12 protein-coding genes and 1 pseudogene are annotated in these 19,024 nt (G+C 71.7%); all 13 read right to left on the bottom strand.

Going from position 1 to position 19,024, the window contains the following annotated elements:
• Positions 1–245: pseudogene (locus tag HG543_RS37390) on the bottom strand (ferric siderophore ABC transporter substrate-binding protein); the annotation flags it as partial.
• Positions 232–693 carry an ExbD/TolR family protein gene (locus HG543_RS37385; protein ID WP_169349706.1) on the bottom strand — a complete coding sequence of 154 codons (462 nt, stop codon included), beginning with the start codon at positions 691–693 and terminating at the stop codon, positions 232–234. The gene HG543_RS37385 and the pseudogene HG543_RS37390, both read right to left, overlap by 14 nt.
• A gap of 2 nt (positions 694–695) precedes the next feature.
• A complete protein-coding gene (locus HG543_RS37380) occupies positions 696–1,373 on the bottom strand; it encodes a MotA/TolQ/ExbB proton channel family protein (RefSeq protein WP_169349705.1) in 678 nt (225 codons plus the stop codon).
• An 83-nt stretch (positions 1,374–1,456) separates the two neighbouring features.
• Entirely contained in the window at positions 1,457–2,695 is a 1,239-nt protein-coding gene (locus HG543_RS37375; protein WP_169349704.1) for a DUF4374 domain-containing protein, read from the bottom strand.
• A 59-nt stretch (positions 2,696–2,754) separates the two neighbouring features.
• Positions 2,755–5,607 carry a TonB-dependent siderophore myxochelin receptor MxcH gene (gene mxcH / locus HG543_RS37370; RefSeq protein WP_246357566.1) on the bottom strand — a complete coding sequence of 951 codons (2,853 nt, stop codon included), beginning with the start codon at positions 5,605–5,607 and terminating at the stop codon, positions 2,755–2,757.
• A 153-nt stretch (positions 5,608–5,760) separates the two neighbouring features.
• Positions 5,761–7,137 (bottom strand): class II 3-deoxy-7-phosphoheptulonate synthase, encoded by a 1,377-nt coding sequence (locus tag HG543_RS37365; RefSeq protein WP_169349703.1) that lies wholly within the window; start codon positions 7,135–7,137, stop codon positions 5,761–5,763.
• Between the two features lie 12 nt (positions 7,138–7,149).
• A complete protein-coding gene (mxcG, locus tag HG543_RS37360; RefSeq protein WP_169349702.1) occupies positions 7,150–11,541 on the bottom strand; it encodes a myxochelin non-ribosomal peptide synthetase MxcG in 4,392 nt (1,463 codons plus the stop codon).
• Between the two features lie 13 nt (positions 11,542–11,554).
• A complete protein-coding gene (locus tag HG543_RS37355) occupies positions 11,555–12,454 on the bottom strand; it encodes an isochorismatase family protein (RefSeq protein ID WP_169349701.1) in 900 nt (299 codons plus the stop codon).
• Between the two features lie 18 nt (positions 12,455–12,472).
• Positions 12,473–14,113, bottom strand: coding sequence for a (2,3-dihydroxybenzoyl)adenylate synthase (locus HG543_RS37350; RefSeq protein ID WP_169349700.1), 1,641 nt, complete (start codon positions 14,111–14,113; stop codon positions 12,473–12,475).
• Positions 14,110–15,336, bottom strand: coding sequence for an isochorismate synthase DhbC (gene dhbC / locus HG543_RS37345; protein ID WP_169349699.1), 1,227 nt, complete (start codon positions 15,334–15,336; stop codon positions 14,110–14,112). The genes HG543_RS37350 and dhbC overlap by 4 nt, the downstream gene beginning before the upstream one ends.
• A 56-nt stretch (positions 15,337–15,392) precedes the next feature.
• Positions 15,393–16,169 carry a 2,3-dihydro-2,3-dihydroxybenzoate dehydrogenase gene (locus HG543_RS37340; RefSeq protein WP_169349698.1) on the bottom strand — a complete coding sequence of 259 codons (777 nt, stop codon included), beginning with the start codon at positions 16,167–16,169 and terminating at the stop codon, positions 15,393–15,395.
• A 151-nt stretch (positions 16,170–16,320) separates the two neighbouring features.
• Positions 16,321–17,877, bottom strand: a complete 1,557-nt coding sequence (locus HG543_RS37335; protein WP_246357565.1) for an adenylate/guanylate cyclase domain-containing protein — start codon at positions 17,875–17,877, stop codon at positions 16,321–16,323.
• A gap of 192 nt (positions 17,878–18,069) precedes the next feature.
• Positions 18,070–19,024: cyclic nucleotide-binding domain-containing protein (locus HG543_RS37330; RefSeq protein ID WP_169349697.1), on the bottom strand; the 955-nt coding region annotated here is incomplete at its 5' end.

Genomic DNA, 19,024 nt, shown 5'->3' with positions numbered 1-19,024 from the left:
GGCTTCAGGTCCACCACGTGGTCCACGTGCAGCGTGGGCCGGGGCGGGGGCGCCGGAGGCGCGCGCGACGCGCCGTTCCGCCACGCCTGCCACGCGAGTGCTCCCGCCGCGCCGTGCAGGGACACCGTCGCGAGCACCGCCCAGACGAGCCCCCGGGAGCGCTTCGGGCCCTCCGGCCCGAGGATGAGGTCCGCGATGCTCTCCGTGCCCGCGTCGCGCGGGGAGGGCGACTCAGGGGTTCGCACGTCCGGCTCCGTTGGGCGTGGTGCCTTCGCCGCTCGGCGTGGCGGGCTCGGGACGGACCGAGCCGAAGGCCACCCGGGTGAGCCCCGCTTCCTTCAGCCCATCCAGCACCGCGATGACCTGCCGGTGCGGAACGGAGCCATCCGCCTGGATGACGGCGCGAAGCTCCGGATCTCTCGCCAGCGCCTGCCGCGCCCGCTCCCGCAGCGATGCCGCGTTCGTGATGGCGCCATCCAGCAGCAGCGTCCCGTCCGGGGTGATGGAGACGGCGAAGAGGGTCTGCACATCCTCGCTCTGCGACGCCTGCGGCAGGTCGAGCGGCACGGCGGGGCTGTCCACCAGCCTCGCGGTGACCATGAAGATGATGAGCAGCACCAGCATGATGTCGACGAGCGGCGTGACGTTGATGCCCTCGATGATGCCGCCGCGGGGCTGGGTTCCTCCGGCCATGGCTAGTGCCCCGCCCCATTGCGCTCGCGCACGGACACGTAGGCCAGCACGAGGTTGGAAAGGGCCTCGGTGTCGGAGAGGATCTGCGCGATGCGCCGCTGGAAGTAGTTGTACGCGGCGACCGCGGGCAGCGCGACGCCGATGCCGATGGCCGTCGCCACCAGCGCTTCCGCGATGCTCCCCATGACCGCGTTCGAAGCGACCTGGCTCGTGGCGCGGCCACCCACCGCCGCCGCCTGCGAGCGGCTCAGTTCCTCGAAGGCGAGCAGCACGCCGATGACGGTGCCGAACAGCCCGATGAAGGGCGCGTTGTTCCCCAGCGTGCCGAGGAAGGCCAGACGGTTCTCCAGCGTGGAGCGCTCCAGGGCGAGCGCGCCCTGCATGCCCTTCTCGGCCGCCGTCATGCCCTGGGGCGCGAGGCGCAGGCCCGCGCGGGCCACCATGGCGCCCACGGACGTGCGCGACTCCAGCTTCGCCAGCGCGCGGGCGAAGTCACCCGTGGCGAGCGTCTCCTCCAGGGAGCGCGACAGCTCGCGGATGACGTCCTGCTTGCTCCGGAACACGAGCCAGCGCTCGACGATGATGCCGAGGCTCACCAGCGACAGGGCGAAGAGCAGCCAGAGGACCCAGTTGGCGCCCCACTGCACGAAGACATTCTTGATGACATCCACGATGGGCATCGTCGTGTTCCTCTTGCTTGAACCAAGGAAGACACACGGCGCCGGAGGAGGAGGGCTCCCTCCGGCGCCGGATGGGGTACGGCTCAGCGCAGCTGCAGGAACGAGAAGGCGAGGCCCTGGGTGCTGAAGGCCACCTTGCCGCTGTGGTCCGTCAGCTCACGGAAGTTCGTCGTGCTGGAGTTGTTGGCGAACTCGGTGAAGAGGACGCGGTTGTCGGCGGCGTTGAAGAGGAAGGTGCTGCCGGTGCTCGCCGGGAGGGTGTCCACCTTCGTGGCGACGAGCGTGTCCAGCTTGAGCTGCCACCACCCCCACTCCGCGGCGCTCGCCACGGTGCGCGCGGAGGTGTTCGGCCCGATGGCGTAGTTGGCGTTGAGGACGCGCAGGTACGCCGTGCCCTGCGGGCCGGGGAGCAGCGCGCCCGTGGTCCCGCCGCCCGTGAAGGAGCTCAGCTCCCGGAAGAACTGCCTGTCGAATTCGCGCGTCTGGGGGTTGAACTTCAGGAGGCAGGGCACCGGCGTGCTGCCACCGGCGACGCGGTACGCCGCCGCGCCGTATGCCTCGGTTCCCAGGTACACCATGCCGTCCGGGCCGACGACGCCGTCACGCACGTAGCCGCAGCGGGCGTCGGGGTCCTCCACCAGGGTCGCGCTGTCAGTCGTCGTGTCGACCACGATGACGCCGGCCCGCTTGATGACAGCCGCGGTGTTGGAGGTACGCCAGCCCACCGGCATGATGACCAGGTTCCCCGAGCGCACCGGGTGCGTGGCGAACGTCGTGGTCCCGCCCTCGACGGCCAGGCCGGCGACGGGGACGGCGCTGGTGACCGTCATCTCGGTGGGGTTCCACACGATGACCTGCGAGGTGCGCCCGTCGAAGTAGTAGGCCTTGGTGGGGGAGACGAACTGGAACTGGTTCTGGTACTCGCTGATGTTGTTGACGCCCCGGCCCGAGAAGCTGACGCTGGTCTTCCTCTCCAGGCGCCCCTCGCTCGTCAGGTCATAGCGGGTGATGTCGGCACCCTCGCTGCTGCTGACGTACAGCGAGCCCGTCTTGGCGATGCCCGAGCCGAGCGCGCGGCCGCTAATCTCGATGGCGTTCTCCAGCGTCAGCGGCGTGGTGAGGTCCACCTTGTCCGTCAGGACGACGTAGCTCGTGGACGCGCCGTTCACGGACGTCTGCGCGACGGCCGCGTACATCGGCGTCTCGGGCGGCGGCTGGGGCTGCGGAGTGGGCTCCTTCTCGTCGTCGCCGCACGCGGCGAACAGCGACAACGCGAGCGCCGCGGCGGTCAGGCGTGAGAGTCGGAAGGAGGAGGGCTTCATCGGAGTACCTTTCTGCGGGGAGGGCTGCTGCGGTTTTTCGTCGGTGACTGCCGTGGGCTTCAGAGCTCCGCGATGAGCTTCGCGGCGACACTGCGCCCGGGACGCTGCACGCCGAAGAAGTCGTAGGCGTCCGCGTCGGTGAGGTTCTGCACGTCCACCGTCCAGCTCAGCGTGGCGCGCGAGGTGCGGGTGACGTAGGTGAGCGCCAGTGAGTGCAGCCACTGCGCGTCGATTTGATGCTTGGTTTCCGCCGAGCCAAGCTGCTCCCAGCTGCGGAAGAACGCGTGGACGTAGCGCGTGTGCCACGCGAGCGAGAGCTCGTCGCGGGGGCTGACCACCCCCGTCCAGTTCAGGCGGGCGCTGCCGTTGCCCAGGATGTGGGGACTGTTCGGAATGCGCTGGCCCTCGAACTCCCCGAAGGGGCCCTCGGTGGAGGTGTTGCGCAGGTCCTGGAAGGTGGCGTTGACGTCGAGCACGAGGAGCTTGCCGGGCGACGTCCACCCCACGGCGCCCGTGGCGCCCAGGCCGCGGGCGGTGATGACGTTCTGGTAGGTGAAGTAGCCCTCGCGCCCCACCGGGTGGATGAAGTCGTCCACCAGCCGCCCGAAGCCCAGCACGCTGCCCCGGAAGGTGCCCCGCGCCGACTCCGGCGTGGCGAGCGTCAGCTCCAGGTTGACGTTGTGGCTGCGCTCGGGTTTCAGCAGCAGGTTCTCGCCGAAGAGGATGCCGTCTCCGAAGAGCTCGTCGGGCCGGGGCATGCGCGAGGCCCACTCGTAGGAGGCCTTCGCGGTGAGCGACTCGGACAGGCGGAACCGCAGGCTGTCGCCCACGCCCAGGTAGTGGAGGTCGTGGTCCGCCGGCGCGAACTCGTTGGAGGGCAGCAGCAGGTCCGCTCGGGAGCTTTGGATGTAGTCCTTGAGGAACGCGATGTTCTCCAGGCGGCCGTCGAGCGCGTCGTGCTCGTACTCGAGCCCGGTGACGAAGTTGAAGACGCGCCGCTCTCCGGTGAGCGCGTCGATGGCGCCGCGCGCGCGCAGGGCCCGGTCCTCGCCGTCGCGGGTCACCCACGTGGGCGAGATGGCGAGGCGGAGCGCGTGGTCCTCGGAGAGGGTCCACCCGACGTTGAGGCGGGCGAAGGCGGTGTGCTGTGCGACGACGCGCTCGACCGCGCGGGACTCGATTTCACCCGGCTGGGGAAGCTGGATGGTGCAGCGGCCGAACCAGTCGTAGGCGCAGGTCCCCAGGTCCGTGAAGCGGCTGCGGCGGTAGACGTAGCCACCCACCGCGTCCGCGGTGATGCCCGAGCCGTACGTCTGCTCGAAGCGGAGCGTGGCCCCCCCGGAGGCGCTGCTGGAGTCCACGTCACCGTAGGGCGTGTCCATGGTGACGTCGTGTTGGATTTCCTTGGACAGGGTGCTGGCGAAGGCCCGCAGCAGGAGGCGCCGGGCCCAGGGGCGGTCCACGAAGCCCGCCTCGACGGAGCCGCCGCCGGCGCGGAAGGCATCGTGGAAGCGGGGGAGGCTCGTGAGGGTGGGGCGGCCCCGGTCGTCCGGCACCTCGACGTCCACGCGGTAGTCGTTCGGCGTGGAGTCGAAGAAGCCGCTGGCACGGACGAACAGGCCGGTGGGCTCGTGCTGGTGCCGGGCGCTGAGCGTCAGGCGGTGGGTGTCGAAGGAGCCAATCTCGTAGGAGGCGGCGGCCCGGGTGCCCTTCACGTCCTCGGTGGTGACGATCTGCACCGCGCCGCCCAGCGAGTCCGCGCCGAAGCGCACGGGGACGACGCCCTGGTAGACCTCCATGCGCTGGACGAAGTTGACGGGGACGTTGGCGAACTCCGGCCCGTAGCCGGCCAGCTCCAGCGGCACCCCGTCGATGAAGAAGCGGATCTGGTCGTCGGAGAGGCCGGCGAGCGAGAAGCGCGCACGGCTGCCGAGCCCGCCCGCGCGCCGCACGGTGATGCCCTCCGTGCGCGACAGGGCCTGGCCCAGGTCCACGGCCTCGCGTTGGATCTGCTCCGTCTCGATGACCCGGACGGCCTCGGCGGAGTTCCGGCGGCGCTCCGCCTCGGACTCGCCCTCGACGGTGACCTCGATGGGCTCCTCGAACGTGGCGTCGGGAGCGGATGCGACCGGAGCGGTAGAGGAGGGTGCCTCGGAACCGGACGCGACCGGAGAGGGGGACGTGGGATCCCGAGGGGTCTGCGCCGCTTGCGCGGCCGTAGCGGTGGACGCCGTCGTGGAGGACGCATCCATGGGGGGCGCCGGCTGCGCGGGCGTGGTCGCGGACCTCGCTCCGGACGAGGCAGGGCCCGTCTGGGCAGGCGTGGTCTGAGCGGCCACCGACGAGGGCGCTGCGGTCTGGGCAGGCGTGGTCTGAGCGGCCGCCGACGAGGGCGCTCCGGACGAGGCGTGACCCGTCTGGGCGGGCGTGGTCTGCGCGGGTGACGAAGAGCCCACACCGGACGAGGGCACCCGCGTCCCGGCTGCGGGGGCGGAAGAGGAATCCGTTCCGGACGAAGCGGTCTGAGACGTCACGGGCGTACCAGTGCGTGCGGCCTCGGCCCCCGACTCCGGCAGCCGGAACTCGTAGCTGTACGCGATGCGAGACGGCATCGGCACGCCGTCACGCTTCGCGGGCATGAAGCGGAAGCGGAGCGCGGCTTCACGGGCCGCCTCGTCGAAGCCATGCCCGGCGGGCTCCATCACCTCCGCCTGCGTGACGGCGCCCTGGGCGTCGATGGTGAGCCGAAGGAGCACCTTCGCCTCGAGCCGCTGCTGCTCGGCCTGAGCGGGGTACACCGCCGCGGCGAACTCCAGGAGCTGCGGCGGCTCCACGGCGGGCCGCTGTGCCGCGGGCGCCGGCTGCGCGTCCTCCGCCTGCGGCGCCCCCGCGAGCACAGGCCCCGCCGCCATCAGCCCCGCCACCAGCAGGCTACCCGACAGGTTCCTGCCCCAAACCCGGTTCCACCTGCTACCGGGTTGCTCGATTGTGAAAATGGTTATCATTTTCAATATGCGAGCATGTAGATGCCTTGGGCGGGGGCTGTCAAGAATGGGCTGAAGTTTCTACGCGGCGCGTGCGCGCGTGGTCCGGGGGGACTGGAGCGCCTCGGCCACCATGAACGCGAGCTGGAGGGCCTGGTCGGCGTTGAGCCGCGGGTCGCAGTGGGTGTGATAGCGGCTGGAAAGGTCGTCCTCGGTGACGGGCAGCGAGCCGCCCAGGCACTCGGTGACGTTCTGGCCGGTCATCTCCAGGTGCAGGCCGCCCGGGTGGACGCCCTCGGCGGCGGCGACCTGCAGGAAGGAGTGCACCTCCGCGAGGATGCGGTCGAAGGAGCGGGTCTTGTACCCGTTGCTCGCCTTGTGGGTGTTGCCGTGCATCGGGTCGATGGACCAGATGACGGGGCGCCCGTCGCGGCGGGTGGCGGCCATCAGCCGGGGCAGGCACTCCTCGACCTTGTCCGAGCCGAAGCGGCCGATGAGCGTCAGCTTCCCGGGGATGCCCCGCGGGTTGAGCATGTCCATCAGCCGCAGCAATTCCTCCGGCTCCATCGTCGGGCCGCACTTGAGGCCGATGGGGTTCTGGATGCCGCGCATGAACTCCACGTGGCCTCCATTGAGCTGGCGGGTGCGCTCGCCAATCCAGAGCATGTGCGCGGACGTGTCGAGCCAGCCGCCCGTGCCGGGATCGGGGCGCGTCAGGGCCTCCTCGTAGTTGAGGAGCAGGGCCTCGTGGCTGGTGAAGAGGTCCACCGGGCCGGGGTTGGCGTGCGGCTCGGGGCTCGAGCTGAGCGCGCTCATGAAGCACAGGGACTCGAAGATCTTGTCCGCCAGGCCCTTGTAGTGGTCGCCCTGGGGGCTGCTGGCCACGAAGTCGAGCGTCCACCGGTGCAGGTTGCACAGGTCCGTGTAGCCACCTTGCGCGAAGGCGCGCAGCAGGTTCAGGGTGGCGGAGGACTGGTGGTAGGCCATGAGCAGGCGCCGGGGGTCGGGCGTGCGCTCACGGGCGTCGAAGTCCATGCCGTTGATGATGTCGCCGCGGTAGCTGGGCAGGGTGACGCCGTCGCGCGTTTCGGAGGGGCTGGAGCGCGGCTTGGCGAACTGGCCGGCGATGCGGCCCACCTGCACCACCGGCTTGCCACCCGCGAAGGTGAGCACCACCGCCATCTGGAGGATGAGGCGGAAGGTGTCGCGGATGTTGTCGGTGGTGAACTCCTTGAAGCTCTCCGCGCAGTCGCCGCCCTGCAGCAGGAACGCCTTGCCTTCGGCGACCTGGGCCAGGCGTGCGGTGAGGCGGCGCACGTCCGCTCCGAACACCAGCGGCGGCAGGTGCGACAGTTGCTCCTCCACACGGGCGAGCGCGAGAGGGTCCGGATAGTCATCCGGCAGGCAGGTGACGGGCTTCTCCCGCCACGAACGAGGGGTCCAGTTTCGGTTCATCACAGCGGGGCCATTTCAGTGAGAGAGCATGAGCCCGCTCCGAGGGGGAGTCCTGGAGCCGGGAGGTGGGGGGAGGAGACCCTGTGCGACGCAGTACTCGAGGTAACGGAACAGCAGGGCGCGGTCGGTGGGGGGACAGACGATGCCGGTGCCGGCCAGCGCCTGGTGCACGCGGTCACACCGGATGGGGCCCAGGCCGAAGGCAGGCTCCGCCGAGCCCGAGCGCAGGTCGAAGAAGGCCAGCGTGCTGCCGTGGTCGCCACCCGCGGCGCGCTGGGCGACGCGGTCCCTCCAGGCACCCACGGGGAGCAGCTCGACCGGGTAGCCGAAGTCCTGCACCCAGCCGAACAGCTCGGACAGGCGCACCTCTGGCGTCGGCGTGAGGTTGAACACCGTGCCGTGCCACGGCGTGTGGGCCAGCCGCACGAGCGCCCGCGCGACATAGTCCACGGGCGTCCACGTCTCGCCCACGTCCAGTTGGGGCAGCGCGCCCACGGGGACTCCGGCCCGCAGGATGCGCCAGACGAGGTCCTGCGGGTTGACGAGGCCGGTGTCGGGCGCGCCCGTGACGCGGCCGAGCCGGTACACCGCCACGGGCAGCCCGCGCTCACCGGCCTGCTGGACGAGCCGCTCCGCGACCCACTTGCTCTGCTGGTAGCCGTCGCGAAGGCCGGGGTGCGCGGGCACGAAGTCCTCGGGCACCTCGGGGCTGAGGTTCGCCTGCGGGGCCACGGCCAGGGTGGACACGTAGTGGAAGGGCTTGGGACGCACGGCGGCGGCCAGCCGGAGCAGCTCGCGCGTGCCCCGCACGTTCACCGCCTGGAGGCTGCCGTACTCGCGCACGACGCTGACGACCGCGGCGTTGTGGATGACGGCGTCGCACTCGGAGGCCAGCCCGTGGAACCGCGCGGCCGCGAGTCCCATCATGGGCTGGGTGAGGTCGGCCGGGAGCGCCACCACGCGCTCGGAGAGGCCGTCCGTGGACAGGCGCTGCGAGGACAGGGCCTCGCGAAGCCGTTCCATCGCATGGGCCTCGTCGCGGGCGCGCACGGGGCAGACCACCCGGGCCTGCGTCTGCCGGAGGAGCTGGTCCAGCAGGTGCGCGCCGACGAAGCCCGTGGCTCCGGTGAGCACGACCTGCCGCAGCGGCGCCGGGAGGACCTCGGTCGCATGCAGCGACGGGACGACGTCCAGGGGCAGCTCGGCATCCGCGAGCATGGCGGCGGTGAGGCCAGCGGCCTCGGGAGCCACGTCCGCGCCCTGTTCCAGCGCCCGCGCCAGCGCGGCGGCGGTCGGATGGCGGAACACCGTGGCGACGGGCACCTCGCGTCCCAGCTCGACGCTGAGCCGGTTCGCCACCTGGATGCTCTGGAGCGACTGGCCGCCGAGGTCGAAGAAGTCGGACTCCGCCGACACGCCGCTGATGCCCAGCACCTGCTCCCAGACGCGCAGCACCAGTTGCTCCAGCCCGGAGGCCGCTGGAGAGGCCGGGGCGGACTCCTCGGGGACGGCCGCGCGGCGCAGCTCGGAGCGGTCGATCTTCCCGGTGCTGGTGCGGGGCAGCCGCTCGCTGAACACGAACGCGCCGGGCACCATGGGCGCGGGCAGCGCGGCCTGCACGTGCCGGCGCAGCTCCGCGATGGAGGGCGCGGGGGACTCGGTGACGAGGTACGCGCACAGCCGCCGCGCGCCACTCGGGAGCACCTGGCCGACGACGGCGGCCTCGCGCACTCCGGGGTGGCCAAGCAGCACCGTCTCCACCTCGGCGGGGTCGATGCGGTGGCCGCTGATCTTGAACTCGTCATCCACGCGGCCCACGAAGATGAGCTGTCCGTCCTCGCGGAGCCGGGCCCGGTCTCCGGTGCGATAGGCGCGCGGCGCGCCGGGCAGCGTGTCGAGCACGGTGAACCGCTTCGCGGTCAGCTCCGGGCGTCCGAGGTAGCCCCGGGCCAGGCCGCCGCCGAGCAGGTACAGCTCGCCCTCGTCGCCCGGAGCCGCGGGCCGTCCTTCCGCGTCGAGGAGCACCGCGCGCACGCCCGGGAGGGGCCGGCCGATGGGAACCTCGTTGAGGGAGGACGCCGCCTCGTCTCCGTTGCCACCGCTGAGCGTGGCGGCGGTGGCGACCACGGTGGCCTCGGTGGGGCCGTAGGTGTTGAGCAGCCGGACCTGGTCGCCGACGGTGGCCTTCCAGCGGGCGACGCGCTCGGGCAGCGCGGCCTCACCGCCGATGATGACCGTCCGCAGGGAGGAGGGCAGCCGGGCCGAGCCCGTCGAGACGCTGTAGGCCAGCTCGTGCCAGAAGGCCGTGGGCAGGTCGAGCACGGTGATGCCGTGCTCGGCGCACGCGTCGAGCAGCCTCGGCACCGACTGGAGCATCTCGTCGGTGCGCAGCACCAGCCGCGCGCCCGCGCACAGGGTGAGGAAGACTTCCTCGACGCTCGCATCGAAGTGCAGCGGCGCGAACTGGAGCGTCCGGTCATCGGCCCGCATCCCGTAGTGATGCGTCGCGCCCGCCACGAAGTGGGCCAGCGCGCTCCGGTCGATCTGCACGCCGTTGGGCTGTCCCGTCGAGCCGGAGGTGTAGATGACGTAGGCCAGCCGGTCCTCATCGGTCCGAGGCGCCGAGGCGGCCCGTGAGGCGGAAACGGCCGGTCGCTTCACGACGAGGTTGCCCGGAGCGAGCGGTCCCGCGCCGGGCGTCAGGCCCTGTTCCGTCGTGGTGACGATGAGGCCTGGCGCGGCGTCCTCGAGGATGGACGCGGTCCGCGTCAGGGGCCCGAACGGGTCGACCGGCAGGTAGCCCGCGCCCGCGAAGAGCACGCCCCAAGCGGCGACGATGGCATCCAGGCTTCGTGGCAGCACGACCGCCACGGGCGAGTCCGGGCGAACGCCCTCGGCGATGAGCCGGTCGGCGAGGCCCTTCGCGGACTGGTGCAGCTCGCGGTAGGTCAGCCGGTACGGGCCATGCTCCACGGCAATCGCATCGGGCTGCGCGAGGGCGCGCTCGGTGAACAGCTCCAGCACCGGACGGACCGGAGCGGGAAGGGGCCCACCGTCGATGGCCGCGGCCGTGCTGGACGAAGCCTCCGGCGACGGCTGGCTCCGCCCCATGGGCGTCGGGCCCACCGGGCGCTCGGGCTCGGTGATGAGCGACTCCAGGAGCTTGAGGAAGCTACGCTGGTGGGAGCGGAGCTCGTGGGCGCTGTAGCACGCGGGGTTGGCGTCGAAGTCCACGCGCATCCCGCTGCCGTCGGACCGGGCGTACATGCCAATGGAGAGGTCCTCGACGGGGCCCGCGGAGAGGTTGTGCGCGACGGCCGGCATCCCCGCGAAGCGCAGCGCGTAGTCGAACGGCATCAGGTTGACCACGGGGCCGAACAGCCGGCGCTTGCCGCCCACGCGCCGCAAGTCCCGGCGCAGCTGCTCGTAGCGGTAGCGCAGGTGGGGCCGCATGGCGCGCACCTCGGTGGCCACGTCGCGGGCCAGCGCGAACAGCCCCGCGTCCGGGCGCACCGCCACGCGCAGCGGCACGATGTTCATCGCCATGCACGGCACCCGGATGGCCGCCGAGCCCAGGCGTGTCATCACCGGCAGGCCCAGCACCACCTCCGGCGCGCCCGTGAGCTGGTTCAGCCAGACGGCGGTGGTCGCCAGCACCAGGTCCGGCCACGTCAGTCCGGCCTGCCTCGCGGTGGCGTTCATGCGCTCTACCTCGGCCGGCGACAGGTGCTGCATCTGCCGCACGAAGGTGGCCGACATGGGCGCGGGCTCCGCGATGCTGACGGGCATGGGGCCCTTCTCGAAGCGGCCCACCCAGAAGGCGCGGTCGGCCTCGAGCTGGGGCCCCGCCCGGTAGGCCGCGTCCTCGTCCAGCACGGGGCGCAGGGGGCCGAAGCCCACCGGGGCGGGACGTCCGGTGATGCGCGCCGTGTAGAGGTCCGCCACCCGCCGCGCCAGCAGTGAGAAGCCGAAGCCATCCATCGCGATGTGGTGGATGCGCTGGAACCAGAACCAGCGGTCCGGCGCGGCCTTGAACAGCGCCTGCGCGAAGAGCGGCCCGGTGCCCAGGTCGACGGTCCGGGTCAGGTCCTCCCGCATCCACGCGTGCGCCGTCGCCCACGGGTCGGGCGTCCCGCTGACATCCGCCACGCGCAGGAGCCAGTCCGTCCGGGGCTCCACGTACTGCACGGGGCCCGTGGGCCCCGGCACGAAGCGCGAGTGCAGGGCTTCGGCCTCGCCAACGGCCTGTCGCAGCGCGGACTCGAAGACTCCCGCGTCCACCGGCCCGCGGATCTCGATGCACTCGCCGGCGTTGTACACCGGGCTCTTGAGGTCGAACTGCTGGCCCACCCAGATGCCATGCTGGGCGGCGGAGAGGGGCCAGCCCGCGGGCTGTGAGTCGCTCATGGGACGGTACTCGCTAGGAAGGGTGAGCGGCGGGGCGGGCCTGGGACATCAGCGCGAACCACTCGGCGAGGGTCGGCCGCTCGGCCAGCTCCACGAAGGTGACTTCCGTGCCGGCGCTCCTCCAGCGCTCCACGAGGCTCATGATGCGGATGGAGTCGAGTCCCCGGTCCAGCAGGTTCTCATCCTCGCGCAGCTCGGCCGCGGACAGCTGCAACACCTCGGCGACATCCGCGCGGAGCTGGAGCAGGCTCGGCGCGGGAGCAGCGGCGGAGGGACGGGGCCCGAGCCAGTCGATGACCTGCTGCGTGGTGGTGGTGACGGCGCACAGCTGCGACGCGTAGCTCAGCGCGAGCTGGTGGTGCGCCAGGGAGAAGTCGCCCAGGGCATCCGCCACGAGGAACGGACGCACGTTGCTCATGAAGGCGTCGCTGGCCGTCTGCAGGCAGCCGATGTGGGCGTAGATGCCGCAGATGAGGAGCTGGTCGCGCCCGCGCTCGCGCATCACGTCCATCAGCTCCGTCCGCCGGAACGCGCTGTAGGTCCACTTGGTGAGGAGGATGTCGCCCGGGGCGGGCGCCAGCGCGTCGATGATCTGCTTCTGCTCCGGACCGGCGTTGATGCCGGGGCCCCAGAAGTCCAGCAGCAGCCCGCGCTGCTCCGGCGTCTGCCCGCCCGGCTGGGCCGAGAAGACGACGGGGATGCCCAGCGCGGAGCAGTGCTCGCGCAGCCGGCGGATGTTGTTCACCAGCTCCGTCACCGGGGACTGGCCGGCGGCGAAGGCGTTGATGAAGTAGCGCTGCATGTCGTGGATGAGCAGCGCGGCGCGGCGGGGCTCGGGCGTCCAGGAGACCTTGTTCCTGGGCAGGTCGGCCGGGCCGGGCATGGGGTAGGGGGCGATGGCGGGGAGCGCCATGGAGGGGGTCCTTTCAGCTCAGCGGGTGTTGGAGGGGGAAGCGCGGGTGAGGGCCTCACGCAGCGCCTTCTTGCTGACCTTGCCGACACCGGTCTGCGGGAAGGCGTCGATGAACTCGACCCGGTCGGGAATCTTGAAGGCGGCCAGTCCCCGCTCGCGCAGGAACGCGGTGAGGACGGTGGCGGCCGGAGGCGCGCCTCGCGGGATGACGAAGGCGCAGGTGCGCTCGCCCAGGAACGGGTCGGGCAGCGCCACCACCGCGGCGTCGTGCACGGAGGGGTGGGCCAGCAGGTGGTTCTCCACCTCCTCGGCCGCGACCTTCTCGCCGCCGCGGTTGATCTGATCCTTCGCGCGCCCCTCCACCACGAGGTAGCCCTCGGGCGTCAGCCGGACGAGGTCGCCGGTGCGGTAGAAGCCGTCGGACGTGAAGGACCGGGCGTTGTGCGCCTCCGCCTTGTAGTAGCCGCGGATGGTGTAGGGGCCGCGCGTCAGCAGGTGGCCCGTCTCACCGGGCGCCACCTCGCGGTCCTCGTCGTCCACCACGCGGACCTCGTCATCCGGGGAGATGGGGCGGCCCTGGGTGGTGACGATGAGCTCCTCGGGGTCGTCCAGGCGGGTGTAGTTGACCAGTCCCTCGGCCATGCCGAAGACCTGTTGCAGCGCGCAGCCCAGCGTGGGGCGCACGCGTCGGGCGGCCTCGTCGCTCAGCCGGGCGCCGCCCACCTGGAGCATGCGCAGGCTGGACAGGTCGTGCCGGCGCGCCTTCGCGGCGTCCATCCAGATCATCGCCAGCGGAGGCACCAGCGCGGTGAGGGTGACGCGCTCGCGCTCGATGAGCGGGAAGGCCACGTCCGGGCTGGAGTGCAGCGCCATCACGACGGTGCCGCCCGCGTGGAAGACGCCGAGCGTGCCCGGCGAGCTGAGCGGGAAGTTGTGCGCGGCGGGGAGGGCGCACAGGTACACGCTCGTCTCGTCCAGCCCGCAGATCTCAGCGCTGGCGCGGACGCTGTAGAGGTAATCGTCGTGTGTGCGGGGGATGAGCTTGGGCACGCCGGTGCTGCCCCCGGAGAGCTGGAAGAACGCCACGTCGTCGGCCCGGGGCGGTGCTGACAGCTCCGTGGGCGGGGTGACGTACAGCGCCTTCAGCGCGGTGAACGGACCGGGGTCGCCCACGACGAGGACGTGCTTCAGGGTGGGGACTTTCGCCTGGACCTGCTGGGCCAGCGCGCGGTAGTCGAACCCGCCGAACCTGTCGGCGATGACGTAGGCGACCGCCTCGGTGAACTCGCAGAAGTAGCCAATCTCCGAAGCGCGGTGCGCCGGGAGCGCGAAGACCGGCAGCGCGCCCAGCCTGAACAGCGCGAAGATGACCTCGAAGAACTCGGCCACGTTGGGGAGCTGCACCACCACGCGGTCCCTCGGGAGGATGCCCAGGGCGTGGAAGCCCGCCGCGAGCCGGTCCGCGCGCTCGTCGAGCTCCTGGTACGTCCAGCGCTGGTTCCCTGCGACGACCGCCGTGCGCGGGCCGTGGCTCCGGGCCCGCTCGCGCAGCAGCTGTCCGAACGTCTCTCCACGCCAGTAGCCAGCGGCCCGGTAGCGGGCGGCGAAGTCCTCGGGCCACGTGGGGCAGCCCGGGAGCCTGTCGGCCGCGGTGCTCATCGCTGCGCCTCGACGCTCGGGCCCAGGCCCATGGCCTGGAGCATGGTGCGGAACTTCGCCTCGGTCTCCGCCAGCTCGGACTCGGGCGTGGAGCCCACCACGATGCCGGCGCCCGCGAAGAGCCGCAGCGTGCGCTCGTCGGCCTCCGCGCAGCGGATGGTGACGGCCCACTGGCCATCGCCCGTCGCGTCGCACCAGCCGACGGCGCCCGTGTAGTAGCCACGCTCGAAGGGCTCGATGGAGCCGATGGCCTCGTGCGCCAGCCGCGTCGGGTAGCCGCACACCGCCGGGGTGGGGTGCAGCGCGGCGGCCAGCGTCAGCGAGGAGATGGACGGGTCCGCCAGCTCGCCGGTGATGCGGCTGGACAGGTGCCACATGGTGGCGGTGCTCACGAGGGACGGGCCCGCCGGCACGTCCAGCGTCTTGCAGTAGGGGCGCAGCGCCTCGGCGACGGCGTCGATGACCACCGCGTGCTCCCGGAGGTCCTTCTCCGAGGCCATCAGCTTCCGGGCCCGCTCCTGGTCTTCCATCGGGTCCGCGCTGCGCGCCGCCGAGCCCGCCAGCGGGTTGGCCAGCACCTGGAAGCCGTTGCGCGACACGAGCAGCTCGGGGCTGGCGCCGATGAGCGTGCGCTGGGCCGAGGCGCCGTCCGCGGAAGGCGGCAGGTCCACCGCGAAGGTGTAGCCGGAGGGGTTGCGCCAGGCCAGGTTGCGCAGGAGCTGCCGCAGGTCGATGGGCGAGTTCGCGCTGAGGTGCAGCGAGCGCGACAGCACCACCTTGCGCAGCGGCCCGCTCTTCATCAGCGTCAGGGCCCGCTCCACGCCTTGCGCGTACGCGGAGGGCTCCGGCACCGGCTGCACGGTGTAGCTCGCGCCCAGCGGGCGGTGCACCTGGACGTCCTTGTCGAACACCAGCGGGCCCGCGCGCTGGATGGTCATGGGCACCACCAGCTGCGCGGGGACGGTACCGTCGAAGGGCACCGCGCCCACCGCCACCGGGATGTCATGGTCCGCCTGCCGCGCGTCGGCGAGCACCGCCGCCACCCGCGAGGGGAGCCGCTCCAGCGCGTCCGCGCCCGCGGTGTGCGGCACGGTGGCGAAGGTGCCGCGCGCCAGAATCGTCCGCCGGGGCGTGGCGAAGAAGAACGAAGAGCCGGCCTCGTAGCTCTCCAGCAACTGCGCGGCGAGCATCTGGGGGGAAGAGACACTGGCTTTAGTAATCATTCTCAATTTCCGGATGAAGGTGGACCGCTGCCAGGAAAGAGGGGGAGGAGAGGGAGTCAGGCGCCCAGCGTGGCGCCACCGTCGACACAGAGGTCGTGCAGGGTGATGTGGCGCGCTTCGTCGGAGGCGAGGAACCGCACGGCCCGGGCGATGTCGTCGGGGGTGGCGATGCGGCGCAGGGGGATGCCCACGCGGAAGGTCTCCGGCGAGCCGGCAATCATCGCCTCGGCGCCGCGCTCGTCCGTCCAGAGCGCGCGCTGCATGGCGGTGTCCGTGGAGCCGGGGGACACCACGTTGCAGCGGATGCCGTGCTGCGCCAGCTCCAGCCCCAGGCACTTGGTGAACATGGTGGACGCGGCCTTGGACGCGGCATACGCGGCCATCTGCATCCGCGGCACGCTGGAGGCGTTGGAGCCCACGGTGACGATGACGCCCTCGCGCCGCGGCACCATGCGCCGGGCCACCGCGCGCGAGACGTGGAAGACGCCGTGGGTGTTGACGGCGAAGGTGGCGGCCCAGTCCGCGTCGCTGAGCGACACGGTGGGGGCCATGCGCAGCACGCCGGCCACGTTGGCGAGGATGGAGAGGGGGCCCTGCTCACGCTCGATGCGCTCGACGGCCGCTTCCACCGCGGCGCTGTCGCTCACGTCGACCCGGTAGCCCGCCGCCTTGCACCCGCGGACGCGCAGCTCCTCCACCACCGACGCCAGCCCCACCTCGTTCATGTCGAGCGCGGCGATGGCCACTCCATCCGCCGCCAGCAACCGCGCCACCGCCGCTCCGATGCCCTGCGCGGCACCCGTTACCAGCGCCACTCTGGACGTTGTTCCCATGGGAACTTCTCGCCTGTTCTCCGGAAGCAGCCGTCCCGGGGATGACCCGGATAATGAGAATGGTTCTCATTATCGTCAGGCGTGTAAGTGCCATGCGGTGGCAGCAGTGTCAAGACTGACCGCGCACGCAGGGTGTGTTCGCGTCGGGGACTCAGCCGTTCCAGTGCACGCGGTAGAGCGTCAGCGGCGCGTCCTTGCCCTTCACGGGAGTGGGGGGAAGGAGCTCCAACTTCCAGCTGGGGTCGGCGAGCCGCTCCTTCGTGCTCTGGGTGATGAGAACCTCCCCAGGGCCCGCGGCGCTGCACACGCGGCTGGCGACGTTGGTGGTGTCACCAATGGTGGCGTACTGGAGGAAACGCTGCGAGCCGATGTTACCCGCGGCCACTGGACCGCTGTTCAGCCCGATGTGGATTTGCAGCGCTTCCTGGTGCCGCGCGCCCCGCTGCTCGTTGAGCCGCAGGAGCGCCTGTTGCATCCGCACGGCGGCGCGCAGCGCGCGGTCCGCGTCGTCGGGGTGGGAGAAGGGCGCGCCCCAGGTGGCCATGAGGGCGTCGCCGATGTACTTCTCAAGCGTCCCCTCCTGCTCGAAGACGATGTCCGCCATGGTGGGGAAGTAGGCGTTGAGCATGTCCACCACCTCGCCGGGCCGCATCCGCGAGGAGAGGTGGGTGAAGCCGCAGATGTCCGAGAAGAGCGTCGTCACCTCGGCTTCCTTCGCGCCGAGCTCGATGACTGAGGACGACTGCTCCAGGCGGGCCAGCGCGCTGGGCGGGAAGAAGCGCTGGTAGTTGTTGCGGCGGACGGCCTCCTGCTCGATGCGCTTGTAGAGCATCGAGTTCTCCAGGGCGATGCCCACCTGGTTGGCGAAGGACGACAGGAACTCGAGGTCCTCCTGCGAGAAGCGCTCGGGGCGCCGGAGGTTGTCCAGGTAGAGGACGCCCAACAGCTGCTCGCGGCCCTTGAGGGGGGCGCACATGGCCGCGTAGATGGACTGCTGCACGACGGACTCGGCCGTGTCCAGGCGCGGGTCCAACCGCGCGTCGGCGAAGAGGGCCGCGATGCCGTGGCGCTGCACGTAGCTGGTGATGTGCCGGCTGTAGATGTGGGCCAGCTCCCGGGAGCCGTCCGCGGTCCGCGCGACGCGGGGCCGCAGGGTGCCGGAGCTGGGGTCCACCAGGAGGATGACGGCTCGGTCCACCTCCAGCACCTGGAACACCAGCTCCAGGGAGCGCTCCATCAGGTTGTCGATGGTGCCAGGGGAGGAGAGGAACTGGCTGACCTTGAGGAGGATCTGCAGCTTGTCCCGGTCCCGCTCCGCCGAGGACGTGGTGCCCAGCTTGAGCGCGGAGGAGCGGCCGCTGTCCATGTGGGCGCCCAGCAGGTCCTGCAGGGTGACCTGGGAGAGCGCCCGCGAGTCGTGCGTCATCGTGGGGCTGACGGACGGCTCGGCCACGCTGAGCAGGCGGAAGGTGACGGCCCCGCAGATGAAGGTGTCCCCGGGGTGCAGCTCGCGGCTGGTGATGCGGACGCCGCCGACGAAGGTGCCGTTCTTGCTCTGCAGGTCCGTCAGCAACACCTTGCCGCCGGCGCTCGTGAGCCGGGCGTGCTGGCGCGAGAGGCTCTTGTCCAGGATGGAGATTTGATTCTCCAGGTCACGCCCGATGAGGGTGATGCCATCGCCCAGCGGGAAGACCTGCTCGTCAGGCATCCCCGGATTCATGACGACCTGGAGAATCTGCACCGCGCCGCTCCCGTGCACAGGGCCCCGCCGTCGCGGTGGCCCGTCCCGGGTCCCCTGTCTAGCACAAGCACCCGGTGGGACTCCCCGCGGGGGGAGGCGGGAAGTCCCACCGGTGGGCCGGGTCGGCCCGGTCAGCTTCGACCCGGCTCCGTCATTCCGTCATTCCGAAGGGCGAGACGCTCCCGCGTCCTCCGCGGCCGGGGCGCGCCCGGTGAGCAGCCGCGTGGTGCGCCACAGGCGCTCGGCGCCCATGCGCTGCAGCTCGCGGCGCAGCTCCGGCTCCGCCTCGAGGAGCTGCTCGAAGGCGGCGCGCTCCAGCTTCAGCAGCAGGCAGGGCGTGGCGGCGCGCACGGAGGCCGTCACCAGCTTGCTGCGCAGCAGGGAGACCTCGCCGAAGACGTCGCCCTCCGTCAGGTCCGGGTAGGCCGTCTCGTGGCCGTCCACGTGCTGGTGGAACACGGTGCAGCGCCCGCGGAGGATGAGGTAGAGCGCCTGGGCCGCCTGCCCCCGGGTGAGGATCTGCTCCCCCGCGTCCACCGTGCACGGCGTGAAGGCGTCACGCACCGACTGGAGCACCGGCTGCGACAGCCGGGAGAAGAGGGGGCTGCTGCGCACCAGGTGCGTCACCACCTCGGAGCGCTGTTCCCAGACGGGCGGGGCCTGGGGCGGCGTGCGGGGCGCCTGGGCGGACTCCTTCTGGGCCTCGTCGCCGGGAAGGGGCAGCCCGCGGCGGACGCGCAGCTCCGCCAGCAGGGCGCGGGCCCTGGCGTGCTCCGGGTCGAGCTGGAGGATGACCTTGCACAGCGCGACGGCGCGCAGCGTCCAGCCCAGCTTCTCCCAGGCCCTGGCGGCCGCCTCGTACTCGGCGATGGCGCCGCGCGTCCGGCCCAGCCGCTGGAGGACCTCGGCCACCTTCTGCCGGCACGACGGCTCCTCCGGGGCCACCTTCACCGCCTGCTGGAACGCGGTGAGCGCCGCCTCCAGGTCGCCCGCGACCAGCATGTCCGTGCCGCGGTTCCTCGCCTCGCGCAGGGCCGACGCCGTGGTGTCCTCCTCGGTGGGAGCGGGCGCGGGCCGGAGCGCCCCCTTGTGGCGCTGGGGGGCCGTGGGGGAG

Origin of the sequence: Pyxidicoccus fallax, from assembly GCF_012933655.1 — a bacterium.
GTDB classification, from domain to species: domain Bacteria; phylum Myxococcota; class Myxococcia; order Myxococcales; family Myxococcaceae; genus Myxococcus; species Myxococcus fallax.
This window is presented reverse-complemented; position numbering and strand designations above follow the sequence as displayed.